General features: G+C 59.5%; 18 protein-coding genes. 6 read left to right on the top strand and 12 right to left on the bottom strand.

Annotation, left to right across the window (positions count from 1 at the left end; all coding sequences use genetic code 11):
- Nucleotides 1-1446, bottom strand: a complete 1446-nt coding sequence (pyk, locus tag PRI8871_RS01310; protein WP_108884382.1) for a pyruvate kinase — start codon at nucleotides 1444-1446, stop codon at nucleotides 1-3.
- Between the two features lie 133 nt (nucleotides 1447-1579).
- Here pyk and PRI8871_RS01305 point away from each other — a divergent pair, with 133 nt between their 5' ends.
- The gene (locus tag PRI8871_RS01305; protein ID WP_108884381.1) at nucleotides 1580-2317 is read left to right on the top strand and encodes an N-formylglutamate amidohydrolase; all 738 of its coding nucleotides are present in this window, start codon (nucleotides 1580-1582) and stop codon (nucleotides 2315-2317) included.
- Nucleotides 2318-2331: 14 nt separating this feature from the next.
- Nucleotides 2332-2646 carry a DUF1244 domain-containing protein gene (locus PRI8871_RS01300; RefSeq protein ID WP_108884380.1) on the top strand — a complete coding sequence of 105 codons (315 nt, stop codon included), beginning with the start codon at nucleotides 2332-2334 and terminating at the stop codon, nucleotides 2644-2646.
- A gap of 51 nt (nucleotides 2647-2697) precedes the next feature.
- Here the strand turns inward: PRI8871_RS01300 and PRI8871_RS01295 are convergent, their stop codons facing one another.
- From PRI8871_RS01295 to PRI8871_RS19475, 5 genes are all read right to left on the bottom strand, one after another.
- Nucleotides 2698-3558 carry a D-amino-acid transaminase gene (locus PRI8871_RS01295; RefSeq protein WP_108884379.1) on the bottom strand — a complete coding sequence of 287 codons (861 nt, stop codon included), beginning with the start codon at nucleotides 3556-3558 and terminating at the stop codon, nucleotides 2698-2700.
- A 66-nt stretch (nucleotides 3559-3624) separates the two neighbouring features.
- Nucleotides 3625-4458: a hypothetical protein gene (locus tag PRI8871_RS01290; protein WP_146188626.1), complete on the bottom strand. Its 834-nt coding sequence runs from the start codon at nucleotides 4456-4458 to the stop codon at nucleotides 3625-3627.
- A 110-nt stretch (nucleotides 4459-4568) separates the two neighbouring features.
- Nucleotides 4569-5531, bottom strand: a complete 963-nt coding sequence (gene dgcA, locus PRI8871_RS01285) for an N-acetyl-D-Glu racemase DgcA (protein ID WP_108884377.1) — start codon at nucleotides 5529-5531, stop codon at nucleotides 4569-4571.
- A gap of 77 nt (nucleotides 5532-5608) precedes the next feature.
- A complete protein-coding gene (gene dgcN, locus PRI8871_RS01280; RefSeq protein WP_108884376.1) occupies nucleotides 5609-6610 on the bottom strand; it encodes an N-acetyltransferase DgcN in 1002 nt (333 codons plus the stop codon).
- 99 nt (nucleotides 6611-6709) lie between these two features.
- Nucleotides 6710-6970, bottom strand: a complete 261-nt coding sequence (locus PRI8871_RS19475) for a hypothetical protein (RefSeq protein WP_181389386.1) — start codon at nucleotides 6968-6970, stop codon at nucleotides 6710-6712.
- On the opposite strand from PRI8871_RS19475, the gene PRI8871_RS01275 reads away from it, so the two are divergent.
- Nucleotides 6855-7814 carry an L-malyl-CoA/beta-methylmalyl-CoA lyase gene (locus tag PRI8871_RS01275; protein ID WP_108884375.1) on the top strand — a complete coding sequence of 320 codons (960 nt, stop codon included), beginning with the start codon at nucleotides 6855-6857 and terminating at the stop codon, nucleotides 7812-7814. The two genes, PRI8871_RS19475 and PRI8871_RS01275, sit on opposite strands and share 116 nt — an antisense overlap.
- A gap of 116 nt (nucleotides 7815-7930) precedes the next feature.
- On the opposite strand, the gene PRI8871_RS01270 is transcribed toward PRI8871_RS01275, so the two are convergent.
- The 4 genes from PRI8871_RS01270 to PRI8871_RS01255 form a co-directional block, all read right to left on the bottom strand.
- Nucleotides 7931-8110, bottom strand: a complete 180-nt coding sequence (locus PRI8871_RS01270; protein ID WP_108884374.1) for a Trm112 family protein — start codon at nucleotides 8108-8110, stop codon at nucleotides 7931-7933.
- Nucleotides 8107-8748 carry an LON peptidase substrate-binding domain-containing protein gene (locus PRI8871_RS01265; RefSeq protein ID WP_108884373.1) on the bottom strand — a complete coding sequence of 214 codons (642 nt, stop codon included), beginning with the start codon at nucleotides 8746-8748 and terminating at the stop codon, nucleotides 8107-8109. Before PRI8871_RS01265 ends, PRI8871_RS01270 begins: the two co-directional genes overlap by 4 nt.
- Nucleotides 8749-8775: 27 nt before the next feature.
- Complete coding sequence (locus PRI8871_RS01260) at nucleotides 8776-9684, bottom strand: thioredoxin family protein (protein WP_108884372.1); 909 nt, start codon at nucleotides 9682-9684, stop codon at nucleotides 8776-8778.
- Nucleotides 9685-9758: 74 nt separating this feature from the next.
- Complete coding sequence (locus PRI8871_RS01255; protein ID WP_108884371.1) at nucleotides 9759-10547, bottom strand: exodeoxyribonuclease III; 789 nt, start codon at nucleotides 10545-10547, stop codon at nucleotides 9759-9761.
- A gap of 557 nt (nucleotides 10548-11104) precedes the next feature.
- Between PRI8871_RS01255 and PRI8871_RS01250 the strand changes: the two genes are divergently transcribed.
- Nucleotides 11105-11890 carry a LytTR family DNA-binding domain-containing protein gene (locus PRI8871_RS01250; protein ID WP_181389338.1) on the top strand — a complete coding sequence of 262 codons (786 nt, stop codon included), beginning with the start codon at nucleotides 11105-11107 and terminating at the stop codon, nucleotides 11888-11890.
- A gap of 136 nt (nucleotides 11891-12026) precedes the next feature.
- Here the strand turns inward: PRI8871_RS01250 and PRI8871_RS01245 are convergent, their stop codons facing one another.
- The gene (locus PRI8871_RS01245) at nucleotides 12027-12713 is read right to left on the bottom strand and encodes a response regulator transcription factor (protein WP_108884369.1); all 687 of its coding nucleotides are present in this window, start codon (nucleotides 12711-12713) and stop codon (nucleotides 12027-12029) included.
- Nucleotides 12714-12864: 151 nt separating this feature from the next.
- Here PRI8871_RS01245 and ribA point away from each other — a divergent pair, with 151 nt between their 5' ends.
- Both ribA and PRI8871_RS01235 read left to right on the top strand, forming a co-directional pair.
- Nucleotides 12865-13956 (top strand): GTP cyclohydrolase II, encoded by a 1092-nt coding sequence (gene ribA, locus PRI8871_RS01240; RefSeq protein ID WP_108884368.1) that lies wholly within the window; start codon nucleotides 12865-12867, stop codon nucleotides 13954-13956.
- Complete coding sequence (locus PRI8871_RS01235; protein WP_181389337.1) at nucleotides 13953-14459, top strand: L,D-transpeptidase family protein; 507 nt, start codon at nucleotides 13953-13955, stop codon at nucleotides 14457-14459. Before ribA ends, PRI8871_RS01235 begins: the two co-directional genes overlap by 4 nt.
- Here PRI8871_RS01235 and PRI8871_RS01230 read toward each other — a convergent pair.
- On the bottom strand, nucleotides 14456-15115 hold the full coding sequence (locus tag PRI8871_RS01230; RefSeq protein WP_108884367.1) for a YggS family pyridoxal phosphate-dependent enzyme: 660 nt from the start codon (nucleotides 15113-15115) through the stop codon (nucleotides 14456-14458). The genes PRI8871_RS01235 and PRI8871_RS01230 overlap by 4 nt on opposite strands.
- Nucleotides 15116-15209: the final 94 nt, after the last annotated feature.

Raw genomic sequence — 15209 nt, 5'->3', positions numbered from 1 at the left:
TTACTCCGGGTCGGTGCTGTAGATCAAACGTTCGTCGCAGGGGGCCACGCGAAGAATGTTCGTTGTGCCTGCTTTGTTGAACGGAACACCTGCGGTCACAAGGATCTGGTCGGAATCTCCGGCATAGCCCAGCGTCCGCGCCGCACGGGCCGAATTTACAACCGCCTGCTTAAATCGCTCCAATTCGCCGGTCAGGACGCATTGCGTGCCCCATGTCAGCGCAAGGCGGCGGGCCGTTCCGCGCAGCGGGGTCATTGCGATGATCGGAACGCGCGGGCGTTCACGGGCAACCAGCGCCGCAGTCGTGCCAGACTGGGTGAAACAGCAGATGGCTTTAACATCGGTGGTTTCGGCGATTTCGCGGGCGGCGGCAACGATTCCGTCGGCCACGGTTTCGCGTTTTGCCTGCCGCGAGGCTTCGATCACTTCGCGGTAGGTCGGATCGCCTTCCACCTCGACTGCCACGTTGTTCATGGTGGTCACGGCTTCGATCGGGAATTGGCCTGCCGCCGATTCCGCCGACAGCATGATCGCGTCGGCGCCTTCATAGATCGCATTGGCCACGTCCGAGACTTCGGCCCGCGTCGGCATCGGCGATTCAATCATCGATTCCAGCATCTGCGTGGCAACGATCACCGGCTTGGCGGCGGCGCGGCATTTGCGGATCAGTTGTTTCTGGATCGGCGGGACAGCCTGAACCGGCAGTTCAACGCCCAGATCGCCACGGGCGACCATCACGCCATCAGAGACCGCAAGGATCGAATCGAAGGCTTTTACAGCCGAAGGCTTTTCGATCTTGGCCAGAACCGCCGCGCGGCCCGCGACCAGTTCCCGCGCCTCAAGGATGTCTTCGGGACGCTGCACAAAGCTCAGCGCCATCCAATCGACGCCCAAAGCGGCGGAAAATTCCAGATCGGCGCGATCTTTTTCGGACAGGGCCGCAAGCGGCAAAACCACGTCCGGCACGTTCACGCCTTTGCGGTTGGAAATCGTACCGCCCGCGACGACGGTGCAAACCGCGCTGGTTTCGCGGGCATGTTCCACCTTCAGGCGGATCTTGCCGTCATTCACCAACAGCGTGGTGCCATCTTCCAATGCGGCGAAAATCTCGGGGTGGGGCAATTGCACCCGGTTGATGTCACCCGGCGTGTCGTCCAGATCCAGATGGAACGTCGCGCCTTCTACCAGCTCTTCCGAGCCGTTTTTAAATTCGCCCACGCGAAGCTTCGGCCCCTGTAGGTCGGCCAGAATACCGATGGTGGTGTCCAGATCTTTTTCCACCTGACGAATGATCGCGTGACGCGCGCGAATGTCGTCATGTGTGCCGTGGCTCATGTTCAGGCGGAACACGTCAGCGCCAGCCTCGTGCAGGGCACGGATCATTTCATAGTCGTTCGAAGCAGGCCCCAGAGTGGCCACGATCTTGATATTTCGCAGACGGCGCATTCGTTTTCCCTTCCCGCACGGCAAGGGCCGGGCGATCCATGTCTTGTTACCGCTAACAGGCATGATGCTTTATTGCCCATTTCCATTGGAAGCGCAACTGCTCTATGCAATGCCCAACAGACATGACAGAGCTATGACGTATTTTCCCTACCATATCGAAGGCGCTTCGCGCAAAAGCCGCTGGCTGATCACCTGCGATCATGCTGCAAATACCGTTCCACCGGACCTTGGCGGCAGCTTGGGCCTGCCCGATGACGATATGAACAGGCATATTGCCTATGATGTGGGCGCTGCGGGCGTCACGCTTGCCTTGGCCGAGGCATTGGGCTGCCCGGCGATTCTATCGAACTTCTCTCGCCTCGTGATTGACCCGAACCGGGGCGAACATGATCCGACGATCCTGATGCGCCTTTATGATGGGTCGATCATTCCCGGCAATCGCTATGCCGATGCGGCGGAAAAAGAGCGCCGTCTGAACGCCTATCACCGCCCCTATCACAAAGCCTTGGAGCAAATCGCCGCCCAGCGCGACGATACGGTGATCGTGGCGATCCACAGCTTTACCCGTCAGTTGCGCGGCAGGCCGTCGCGCCCGTGGCATGTGGGAATTCTGCACGCCTATGACGCGCGCCTATCCGATCCGCTGATTGCGCGGCTGGAACAAGAACCCGACATCGTCGTTGGCCGGAATGAACCCTACCCCGGCCATCTGCCGGGCGATGCCATTGACCGCCACGCGCTGAAACATGGCCGCAACAACACATTGATTGAGCTTCGCAACGACCTGATCGAAGATGAACGCCATCAAAAGGCCTGGGGCGAACGCCTTGCCCCGATGCTGGAACACGCTTTGGCCCAAGTGGCCGACTGACCGAGGAGGATACCATGGACGACCAAACCCGGATCGAGCTTGAAGCCGCCGCCTTCCGCCGCCTGCAAAAGCACCTGCAAGAAGACCGCACCGATGTGCAGAACATCGACCTGATGAACCTAGCGGGCTTCTGCCGGAACTGCCTGTCACGCTGGTATCAAGAAGCCGCGAACGAACGCGGCATCCCGATGACCAAGGACGAAGGGCGCGAAGCCTTCTACGGCATGCCCTATGATGACTGGAAAAACCAAAACCAGACCGAGGCGAGCGCCGACAAACAAGCCGCCTTCGAAGTGGCGTTCAAAGAAAACGTCACCGACAAGCAGTAACGCAAACGGGCGCCCTAGGGCGCCCGCTTCGATTTCAGCCTTAAGCCCGGATCAGACCCCGGCTTTGATGCTTTCTTCCAGATAAATCTCGCGCAGACGCTTGGCCTTTGCGCCCGGAACGCCGTCACCGATCTTGGCGCCGTCGATCTCAACCACCGGCATCACGAAGGTCGTTGCCGAAGTGACAAATGCCTCATCCGCGTCTTGCGCCTCAGCGATGGTGAAATTGCGCTCTTCGACTTCCATCTGCGCCTCTTGCGCGAAACGCAGAACTGCCGCGCGGGTGATCCCATGCAGAATGTCGTTCGACAGGGCGCGGGTGATGATCTTGTTGCCCTTGACGATATAGGCGTTGTTCGAGGTGCCCTCGGTCACAAAGCCATCTTCGACCAGCCATGCATCATCGCAGCCCGCTTTCTTGGCCATCATCTTGCCCATCGACGGGTACAGCAACTGCACCGTCTTGATGTCGCGGCGATGCCAGCGCAGATCCTCAATCGAGATGACCTTGATCCCGTTCTTCGAGGCCGCGCTATCCATGATGCCCGGCTTGGACTGGGTGAACAGAACCAGCGTCGGTTTGGTGGTTTCGGGGTTCGGGAACACGAAATCCCGATCACCGTCCGAACCGCGGGTCACTTGCAGATACACCAGACCATCGTGGATCTCGTTCACGCGAACCAGTTCGCGGTGGATCTCTAGCAGTTCGTCACGCGTGCAAGGCTCAGCAATGTCCAGCTCACTCAGCGACCGCTGAAGGCGCACAAAGTGGCCTTCGAAGTCGATCAGCTTGCCATCCAGAACCGAGGTCACCTCATACACGCCGTCCGCCATCAAGAACGCTCGGTCGAAGATCGAAACCTTGGCTTCGGTTTCCGGCAGGTATTCTCCATTTACATAAACGGTGCGCATGAGGCTCTCCTTTTCAACTGCGCCTTACATTCTTGGCAAACGCCCCGACGTCAAGACGCCATCGCGTTATTTGCCCGTGGTCGTTGCTGCATCGCCCGCAACAAGGAAGCTGGTCTTTGGCTTGCCGTCATAGCTGAGGCCCTGCCATTCCACCTTGCCGCCCCCGATGCTGGAAATTGCCACACAGCGCGAACCCACCTTTTTCCCGGTCGAGGTAAACGCCCCATCGAACATGCAGAACAAACCGTTCTTGGTCACCAGCCACTGGCGGAACTGAACCGCCAGAATGTTGTTCGACCCGGCCTTGTTGGCCCAAAGCACCCCTTTGTCATCGAACACGATGGCATAGCCGCCATTGGCGGTTGAGGTGATGCTGTTGCCCATCAGCAGTTTCGTCAGGCTTTGGTCGTTGGCTGGGTATTTGCCCGTGGCCTGAAATTTTTCATACTCGGCAACCGCCGCCGAGCGATTCACGGCAAAGCTCACATCGCGCAGGCCGAAAAATGCCGCCGCTTGCTTGCCGCTGATCGCCTTATAACGCTTGGTGATTTTCTTCGTGGTCACCTGTTCGCCCGCGACGACCTCACCGTTCAGCATATAGACCACGCAATCGGCCTGCCCCGGTTTCACCCACTTCCGGCACCCTTTCAGCGCTCGGTCGCGCGCGCCTTCGGCCGTGTCGAAATTCCAACCCGATCCCCAGGCCGACTTGTTGTTCAGCGCAAAGGCATAGTTCTTTGGCTTCTCCATCGCAGCGGCATAACCTTTCTGCCCGTCGCGGGTCAGTTTCGGCGTCCACTGGATCATCTCTTCGGCAGTGGCCGTGTGGGTTTGGGCAAATAAAGCACTCGCAACGACAGCCGCAGAAATCAGGCGGCGCACAATTGTTTGGGATGTCATGGTCTTTTCCAATGTCCTGTCGTTCGCGCAAAATCGCGCCCGCCCGCCATTATGCAGACAGGCCAGACAGTCAAGCCAATGAAAAGTCTAATAAGTTACCGTGAACGGCTTTAGCCCCAAAGCGCCGCCACAGGCGGATGCACACATGCCGCGTCATAGTCCAGTGGCGGTTGACGATCTTCGGCCAACAGCAAAGGCCCATCCAAATCCACCACTTCTGCCCCCTGCGCCACCAGCACCGCTGGGGCCATCGCCAAGGACGATCCGACCATACAGCCGACCATCACGCCATAGCCTTCGGCCCGCGCCGCATCCCGCAGCGCCAGCGCCTCGGTCAGACCGCCGGTCTTGTCCAGCTTAATGTTCACCAGATCATACTTGCCCCTCAGCGCAGGCAGGCTGCCCCGGTCATGGCAGCTTTCATCGGCGCACACAGGCACAGGCCGCGCCATTCCAATCAAGGCCTCATCTTCAGCGGCCGGCAAAGGCTGTTCAACCAAGGCCACGCCAAGACGCAACAGATGCGGCGCCAGTTCGGAATAGACCTCGGCGCTCCACCCCTCATTTGCGTCAACGATGATACGCGCTTCAGGCGCACCGCGCCGCACCGCCTCAAGCCGGGGCATGTCATCGGGCGTGCCTAGCTTGATCTTGAGCAAAGGCCGATGCGCATGACGCCGGGCCGATGCCTCCATCGCATCAGGCGTATCAAGCGACAGGGTATAGGCGGTCATCATCGGCCCCGGCGCGGGCAAATCGAGCAATTCCCAAACGCGTTGCCCGGCCTGTTTCGCCGCCAAGTCCCAAAAGGCACAATCCACCGCATTGCGCGCGGCCCCCGCCGGAAGCGCGGCCAAGGCCGCCTTATGGTCAATGCCTTCCGGCAAAGCCACAATCTCAGCCGCAACGCTGTCCAGCGTCTCATTGTACCGCGCATAGGGCACGCATTCGCCGCGCCCCACATAGCCGCCCCGCGTGATCTGGACCGTCAACACCTGCGCCTCGGTCCGCGACCCGCGCGAGATAGTAAACACCTCAGCCAGTTTGAACGTATCGCGCAGCACCTCGATCATGGCGGTCCTCTTGCTTCTTCTCTTTGATAAATACGCAAAAAGGGCGCACCGCTTGCCGCAGGCGCCCCGTTTGTTTCTTACAGTGCGGCCAAAGCCTCTGCCAACCGGGTTGCCCCGTGGCGGAACGGATCGACAGCAGGCACGCCCACCTGGGCTTCAACCTTCGCCAGATAGGCCCGCGCTTCATCCTCGCCCATCGCCTTGGTGTTCACCGACACCCCGACGACTTTGCAGTTCGGATTGACCACATGCGCCATGGTCAGGGCCGTGTCGCGCACCGCCTCAAGCGACGGCAGCGCATAGCCCGGCAGACCGCGCATGTGCGTGCGGGTCGGCTCATGGCAGATCACCAGCGCATCGGGCTGGCCACCGTGGATCAAGGCAAGGCTCACCCCGGAATAGGACGCGTGGAACAGGCTGCCCTGCCCTTCGATAATGTCCCAATGATCCGCATCGTTGTCCGGGGTCAGATATTCAATCGACCCAGCCATGAAATCGGCAATCACCGCATCCAGCGGCACGCCCGCGCCGGTGATCAAGATCCCCGTTTGGCCCGTGGCGCGGAAGGTTGCCTTCATCCCAAGGGCGACCATGTCGCGTTCCAGCGCCAGCGCGGTGTACATCTTGCCAACCGAACAATCGGTGCCAACGGCCAGCACGCGCTTGCCCGTGCGTTTCTCACCCGTGGCGATCGGATAAGCCACGCCCGGCACACGCACATCATGAAGCGTGCGGCCATGCACCTGCGCGGCGGCAGCAAGCGCATTGTCATTGCGCAGCAGGTTGTGCAGCCCCGACGCCAGATCATAGCCGATCTCCAGCGCTTCCAGCAGCACCGCCCGCCAGCTTTGCGAAATCACGCCGCCACGGTTGGCCACGCCAATCACCAGCGTCCGCGCACCATTGGCATAGGCATCGGCCAGGCTCATATCCGGCAAGCCCAGATCGGCTTTGCACCCTTCAAGGCGGAACTGGCCAACGCACTGATCGGGCCGCCAATCGCGAATACCTTGGGCGACTTTGGCAGCCAGTCCATCGGGCGCATCGCCCAGAAACAGCAAATAAGGGGTCTGAATCATCGTAACACTCCACTCAGGCTTATGCCGAGTCTGCGTCATCTGACCCTGAAATTCTTTGCAATCTTTCCCAATCATCGCGATAGGGTGGGAAATTTTTGCTCAAATCAGTACTTTTTTCGAAGATTCTTCGAACAGACCCCAACCCACCATTCGCTGCACCCGCAAAAGACACTTGCGCAGCGCAGCGTAATTTAATACCGAATTATCCAAGAAATCCGCAATTTCATTACCTGATGAGGCTCCGATGTCCTTCCGCATCCAACCCACCGCCCCGGCCCGCCCCAACCGCTGCCAGCTGTTTGGACCGGGCTCGCGCCCTGCAATCTTCGAAAAAATGGCCGCCAGCGCCGCCGATGTCATCAATCTCGACCTCGAAGACTCGGTCGCGCCGTCGGATAAGGACAGCGCCCGCGCCAATATCATCAAAGCAATTGGTGAAATCGACTGGGGCACCAAGACATTGTCGGTCCGTATCAACGGCCTCGATACCCCCTACTGGTATCGCGATGTGGTTGACCTGCTGGAACAGGCATCCGACCGCCTTGACCAGATCATGATCCCCAAAGTGGGCTGCGCCGCTGACATCTATGCCGTTGACGCGCTGGTCACCGCGATTGAGCGTGCAAAAGGCCGCACCAAGCCGATCAAGTTCGAAGTCATCATCGAATCAGCCGCCGGCATCGCCCATGTCGAAGAAATCGCCGCAGCCTCCCCCCGCCTTGAGGCAATGAGCCTTGGTGCCGCCGACTTTGCCGCATCAATGGGCATGGCCACCACCGGCATCGGCGGCACGCAAGAAAACTACTACATGCTACACGAAGGCCAGAAACACTGGTCCGATCCGTGGCACTGGGCACAGGCCGCCATCGTCGCCGCCTGCCGCACCCATGGCGTTCTGCCGGTCGATGGTCCCTTCGGCGACTTCTCGGATGACGAAGGGTTCCGCGCGCAGGCGCTGCGCTCAGCCACGCTGGGCATGGTCGGCAAATGGGCGATCCACCCCAAGCAGATCACGCTGGCCAATGAGGTCTTCACCCCATCCGAAGCCGCCGTTGCCGAAGCGCGCGAAATCCTCGCCGCGATGGAACAGGCCAAGGCGAATGGCGAAGGCGCAACCGTCTACAAAGGCCGTCTGGTCGATATCGCTTCGATCAAACAGGCCGAAGTGATCGTCCGCCAGTCGGAAATGATCTCAGGATCGTAAGGCCCAAAACGCAAAAGGCCCGTCCTTCCGGCGGGCCTTTTCATATGTATTTTCTGACCCAAAATATCCCGGGGAGTCTGCGCCTCGCGCAGACGGGGCAGCGCCCCAAACCGCCGCTATTCCAGCGCGCGCGCTTCATCAATCAGCATCACAGGAATGCCGTCGCGGATCGGAAAAGCCAAGCCTGCGGCCTTGCTGACCAGCTCTTGGCGGTCCGCGTCATACTCCAGCCGCTGCTGCGTCTGCGGGCAGACCAGCGCTTCCAACATCCGACGGTCGAAACCATATTCGCTCATTGCAGAAAGTCCTTTGTAATGCCGCCCCGCAGGGCATATTCGATCAAGGTCACCAGCGTTTCGCGCCGGGTTGTCAGCGACGGCGCTTCCAGTAGGGCCTGTTTGTCTTCGGGGCCGAAATCCAGCAGCATCGACAATGAATTGACCAGCAATTCATCCTCGGCATCCTCAAGCGTACCCCAATCCACATCCAGATTTTGACCATCGAAATACCGATCCAGCAACGCCATGAAGGCAGGCCGGTCAAAACCTTCGTCCCGTTCAACCCCGCCCTGATCGCGCTCAAACCCGGACCAGCTGACATCGCAGCGGCGATAGGGGGTAAACCCATCCACTTCGCGCAGAACGCGGAACCGTGACACGCCGGTCAGCGTGATCATATAGCGCCCATCCTCGGTTTCAGAGAATTGGGTGATCCGCCCCGCGCACCCGATCCGCGACAGGCCAGACGACCCATCCGGCGCAGACGTTGGCTGCACCATGCCGATCATGCGGGTGCCGGATTTCAGCGCATCATCCAGCATGGCCAGATAACGCGGCTCGAAGATATGCAACGGCAGTCGCGCCCGAGGCAAAAGCAGTGCCCCCGGAAGGGGGAAAACGGCAATGGTCTCGGGCAGGTCGGGATATTTTGTCATACCGGGTGACTTAGCCCACCGGAACGATCAGGCAAATATCATCGAGCTGAGTTTGCGGCGGCCATTCAGAACGACCGGATCATTCGGCTTGAGCGCTTCGAAAATGGTGAACAGCTGGGCCTTGGCCGCGCCGTCATTCCATTCACGGTCCCGGCGGAACAGATCCAGAAGCTGGGCAACCGCGCCTTCGGCATCGCCATTGGCAAATAGCGCCTGCGCCAGATCAAAGCGCAGCTGATGGTTGGTCGGGTCCGCCTCAACCTGCGCCGTCAACTCGGCAACCGGTCCGGCCCCCGCAGCCTGACGCGCCAGTTCCAACTGTGCGTGCGCGGCCTCAAGCTCAGCCGAGGTCGAAATCTCAACCGGGGCACCGTTCAGGATGGCTTCGGCCTGATCCAAATCGCCAAGGGCAATCTGCGCGCGGACAAGCCCGGCATAAGCGCCTTTGTGCGTCGGCTCTTCGCCAACGATGGCGGCGTAAATCTCGGCCGCATCTGCCGCTGCGCCCTGTTCCAGCATTTCGTCCGCTGCGGCAACGGCATCATCCAGCCCGCCCGACGCATCGCCGCCAGAGGCCGCGATCACACGTTCGACAAAGGCCTTAATCTCGGACCCCGGCACGGCCCCTTGGAAGCCGTCAATCGGCTGGCCCTGCCAGAAGGCATAGACGGTCGGGATAGATTGCACCTGCAATTGGCCGGCGATCATCTGGTTTTCATCGACGTTGACTTTGGCCATGCGCACCGCGCCTTTGGCGGCGGTCACCGCTGCCTCAAGCTGGGGGCCAAGCGTTTTGCAGGGGCCGCACCACGGCGCCCAAAAATCGACGATCACCGGGACGGTTTTGCTGGCCTCAACCACCTCGGCCATGAAGTCTGCTTCCGAGACGTCCTTGATCAGGTCTGCGACGGGCGCGGCTTGTCCGAGTTCAATCATTGTATGTTCCTTGCGGCATATGTTTGCCCCTATATGGCCTTCCACGGGCGGACTGCCAAGGCCCGCCTACCCGATCACAGATCGAATGTCGCAAAGACCGGCGCGTGGTCAGAAGGTTGTTCCCATCCGCGCACATCGCGCAGGATGCGGCTGGAATGCGCGGCCGAGGAAATATCCGGCGTGGCCCAGACGTGATCCAGACGGCGGCCCTTATCGGCCTCGTCCCAATCCTTGGCCCGGTAGGACCACCAGCTATAAAGCAACCCTTCGGGAATATCCTGCCGGGTGATATCGACCCATTTGCCGCTGTCCTGAACTTGGGCCAGATGGTCAACCTCAATCGGGGTATGGCTGACGATCTTTAGCAGTTGCTTGTGGTTCCAAACATCATCTTCACGCGGGGCAATGTTCAGATCGCCGACAAGGATCGCCTTTTCCGGCATCTCGGCGTGGAACCAGTCGCGCATCTCGGTCAGGTAATCTAGCTTTTGGCCGAACTTTTCGTTCACCTCGCGGTCGGGCTTGTCCCCGCCCGCAGGCACGTAAAAGTTGTGGACCGTCACGCCGTTCTCCAGCTTGGCCGCCACATGGCGGGCATGACCAAGCGAAGCAAAATCGCGGTCACCGGCATCGGTCATCGGAATTTTCGACAGGATCGCGACACCGTTATAGCCCTTTTGACCACGGGCAACGATGTGCTGATAACCAAGCGCTTGGAACGCTTCTAGCGGGATCTTTTCGACCGGGCTTTTGCATTCTTGCAGGCACAGAACATCGGGGGCCTGTTCCGACATCAACTTGGCGACCAGCCCTTCACGCAGACGGACGGAATTGATGTTCCAAGTGGCAAGGGTGAACGACATCTGAGCCTCCGGCATTGTTTTCCCGCTGGTGCCAGCCTGCCCGCTGGAATGCAAGAAAAACCGATGAGCACCCCGGCGCCTAACCGAAAGGGCAGGTTTAAGATATATTGAATATTGGTATTGTTATTGTCTGCGGGCTGCTATGATTTGCGCGATGGGTCCACGCCCCCATTGATTGAATTCGCTTGAATCTTGTCGCCGGTTTAGGCACCCCGTTGACCAAGAATTTAGTAACGTAAGGTCGAACTGTTTGTACCGGGTGTTTACCGCTTTACTAGAAATAGATGACCCGTGGCATGGGGAGCCACGGGTCTAGCCAGGTTGGCACGTCCGACATTGGTTTGACGCGCCGTATGTCCTCGAACTGGTCAGGTCCGAAGACTGTAGAAAAGAGATTGGTACTTAAATTACCCGGCATTACTTGGATTGTTATGAAAGCTGCGGAAAATAAAGAAAATTGTCATGAACTGCGCGTACTTGCCACGAACGGTCGCGCCTTCCGTGTGACGTCGCAAGCGGTTCGGGACATTGTTACGTCCCGCCTTTTTGCGATCTCTATGGTACTATTTAGCCTATGCGTGGCGCTGCTGAATGCACCGATGATGCCGATCCCGCTGGGCCTGCCATCGCGCTTCTTGGTCTTCTTGGCCATCTGCTATCTGGCAACCGGTTTTTGGATCGCCCTGTACTGCGTAATCATCTTTGCGAACCGGCGTTTTGGAACCGATATTCCAATGCCCAACATTGTCTCTAATTTTGGGGGCCTGTTTGTCGCGGTTTTGGTGAAATACCTTATCGCGAGAGTAGGGTTTGGCCTGCCATGGCCAGGGGGCTGGACGATTTTTCTGGAAAGCCTGCGCTATGCGGTGATCGCCACAGTCTGCGAATTTCTTACAGTGGCATTCATGCTGCCCCAGTTTGAGGGCGTTTCATTTCTGGACCAAGCGACGGAAAAGACCGATGCGCCCGAAGCCCCGGCAGATGACGCGACAGCGCAATCGCCGCAAGCCAGTGCTGCACCGAATGCAGCGGTTGTGCATCTCAAGAACCGGACCATCCCGGCCAGCAATGTCATCTATATGAAGTCGGTCGAACATTACGTCGAATTTGTCACCGACACCGGCACGTTCATGGAGCGGGCAACGCTCAAGGATCTGACGGAATCTTTGCCGGAAACCGATGGCCTGCAAACACACCGGTCGTTTTGGGTGAACCGCAAAGCCGCCGACCGGATCGAACGGCGCAATGGCAATTCTGTTCTGCTGCTGAGGGACGGAACCGAAATCCCAGTGGCGCGGTCCCGCAGGACCGAAGTGGCCGAATGGCTGGAACAGGTTGGATAAAAAAAAGACCCGGATTTTCACCGGGCCTAGTCCAACAGGGAGGTGCATGTGATAACCCGCACATGCAACGGGATGCCTTACGAATAAAGGTGTTCTTTTCATGCTACTTTGATTTGCATCAAACGCCAAGAAGCCTTTACGCAATCAGACGATACCCGCCGGATTCGGTCACAAGAAGGCGGGCATTGGACGGATCTGGTTCAATTTTTTGCCGAAGCCGGTAAATATGCGTCTCCAGCGTATGGGTGGTGACCCCAGCATTGTACCCCCAAACCTCGTGCAACAGGGTATCGCGCGGCACCACACCGTCGTTCGACCGGTATAGAAACTTCAAGATATTGGTCTCTTTTTCGGTCAGGCGGATCTTGCGTTCGTCTTCGGTCACCAGCAGTTTCATCGCAGGGCGAAAGCTGTAGGGCCCAAGCACAAAGACCGCATCTTCGGACTGTTCGTGCTGACGCAGTTGGGCGCGGATCCGCGCCAACAGCACCGGAAACTTGAACGGCTTGGTCACATAGTCGTTCGCGCCCGCATCCAGCCCAAGGATCGTGTCCGCATCGCTGTCATGGCCCGTCAGCATGATGATCGGCGCCTTGACGCCCTGCTTGCGCAGCAGGCGGCACAATTCGCGCCCATCGGTATCTGGCAGGCCGACATCAAGGATCAGCAGATCATATAGCTGTTCCTTGGCGCGGGTCATCGCGGTCGCACCGCTATCGGCCTCAAAGACCTCAAAGTCCTCGGTCATAATCAACTGCTCGGCCAGCGCTTCGCGCAGATCCTCGTCGTCATCAACAAGCAGAATGTTTTTCAACTGTGCCATCAGAAATCTCCTGTGTTGGGGGGAAGATGGAAGCAAGGGCCGGAAACGACAAGTTTTGCTGCAACGATTTCACGTTGACGTGTAGCAGGCGCGCAAATGTTACAGAAACTGGCTGGATTTGTTTCAACCCGCCCCGATATAAGAAGGCGACATGACAATCGCACCGACCCAAATCGAAATCCTGAACCGCGCCAAGGCCGATCTGCGCATGGGCCTGCCGGTCGTTCTGCGCGACGGAACAGATGCCGCGCTGGCCGCCTCGGCGGAAACGATCAACGTACAACGCTTGGCGGCCTTGCAGGGCATGGGTGGGGCGCTGGATCTGGCAATCACCAACCATCGGGCAGCCACGCTGAAGGCCCGCGCCTATGACGGCGATCTGGCCCGCGTGGCAGTGCCTACGGGGTCTGGATTGCGCTGGGTGCAGGCATTGGCCGATCCCGAAGACGATCTGCGCACCCCGATGAAAGGCCCGCTGGAAAGCCGCCGCACAGGGCCTGCGCATCTGCACCGTCTGGCGATCCGCCTGTGCAAAGAGGCGCGTTTGCTGCCCGCTGCGCTGGTCGTGCCGTTGACCGCGCCCGTGGCTCCGCTCAACCTGTCCGGCCTGACCGAGATTGACGCCGCCTGCGCCAAGGCGCTGATTGAGGCGCCGACCGCCCTATCCGAAATCGTCTCGGCCCGCGTGCCGATCACGGCGGCAGAAGCAACGCGCCTGCACATCTTCCGCCCCGAGGACGGCGCAGAAGAACATTATGCCATTGAGATCGGCAAACCCGACCGAAGCAAACCTGTGCTGGCACGCCTGCATTCGGCCTGTTTCACCGGTGATCTGATGGGCAGTCTGAAATGCGATTGCGGCCCGCAGTTGAACGCCGCGCTGGCCCAGATGGGCGAAGAAGGCGCGGGCGTGCTGCTCTACCTCAACCAAGAGGGGCGGGGCATCGGCCTCGCCAACAAAATGCGGGCCTATTCGCTTCAGGATCAGGGCTTTGATACTGTGGACGCGAACCACCGGTTGGGCTTTGAGGACGATGAACGCGACTTCCGCCTTGGATCTGACATCCTGCGCAAGATGGGCTTTTCATCCGTGCGTTTGCTGACCAACAACCCCGCCAAGATCGCCATGATGGAGAAATGCGGGATCATGGTCACCGAACGCGTACCGCTGAAGGTGGGACTAAACGCGCACAATGCCCGGTATCTGGCGACCAAAGCCGCCAAGTCCGGGCACATGCTGTGAGCGCCGACGATCTGGTTCTAACCCGCTTGGGCTGCCGATTTTTGGGCCGCCGGTTCCCCTGCACTATTGGGCGCGGCGGCATTCGGGCGGATAAGCGTGAAGGCGACGGGGCCACGCCGATTGCTGCGATGACCATCGTCGGAATGCTTTACAGGCCGGACCGTATCGCGCGCCCGGTCCCTTGGGCCGAACCGATTACACCTGGCGATTTGTGGTCCGATGCCTCGGGCCAGCCCGACTATAACACCCATGTCCGCACGCCCTACCCGCATAGCCATGAGGCGCTGCGCCGCGCCGATCCGCTTTATGATCTGGTGCTGGTGACAGACTGGAACTGGCCGGATGCCGAGGACGGGAAGGGTTCAGCAATCTTTGTACATCAATGGCGGCGCCCCGGCTTTCCGACCGAAGGTTGCGTTGCCTTCCGACGGGATCATCTGCACTGGAGCGCCGCGCGGATCGAGGCCGGAACGCGCTTGGTTGTCAGCGAAACGCTAGCCTAGGCCTCTGGCGCGACACGGTCGCCGAAAATCGCCGACCCCACGCGGATATGCGTCGCCCCCAGTGCAATCGCTTGTTCGAAATCGCTGCTCATCCCCATGGATAACCCGGCCAGATCGTTGCGCTTGGCGATTTTGGCCAACAGGGCGAAATGCAGCGACGGGGTTTCCTCAACCGGGGGAATGCACATCAGACCCTTGATCGGCAGGTCGAGCGCGCGGCATTCGGCGATAAACCCATCCGCCTCTCGCGGCAGGATGCCAGCCTTTTGCGGCTCTTCCCCGGTGTTCACCTGAATGAACAGGTCCGGGCAATGGCCAAGTTCCTGCGCCAAACGGGCCAAGGCCGTTGCCAGCTTGGGGCGGTCGACGGAATGAATCGCCTCAAAAAGCTCCATCGCTTGGCGGGCTTTGTTGGATTGCAGCGGTCCGATCAGGTGCACTTTGGCTTCGGGGTAGGTTTTCTGGAAATCGGGCCATTTCCCCGCCGCCTCTTGCACGCGGTTTTCACCGAACAGGCGGTGACCTTCCTGCAAGACGGCCTCAACCCGATCGAGGGGCTGAACCTTGGACACTGCCAGCAACTGCACGTCGTCTACGTTGCGCCCCGCGGCGTCACAGGCTTTGGCAATGCGTGTCTTGATATCGCTCAGGCTCATCTTCGGCTCCCTCAGGGTTTGAGACAGGGATGTACCGAACGGGGCGCGGGTTTCAAGGCCCCAAAAAGCAAGAGAGCGGGCACAAGGCCCGCTC

Origin of the sequence: Pseudoprimorskyibacter insulae, from assembly GCF_900302505.1 — a bacterium.
Lineage (GTDB): Bacteria > Pseudomonadota > Alphaproteobacteria > Rhodobacterales > Rhodobacteraceae > Pseudoprimorskyibacter > Pseudoprimorskyibacter insulae.
The sequence above is the reverse complement of the archived record's forward strand: the minus strand, read 5'-3'. Positions and strand labels throughout refer to the sequence as shown.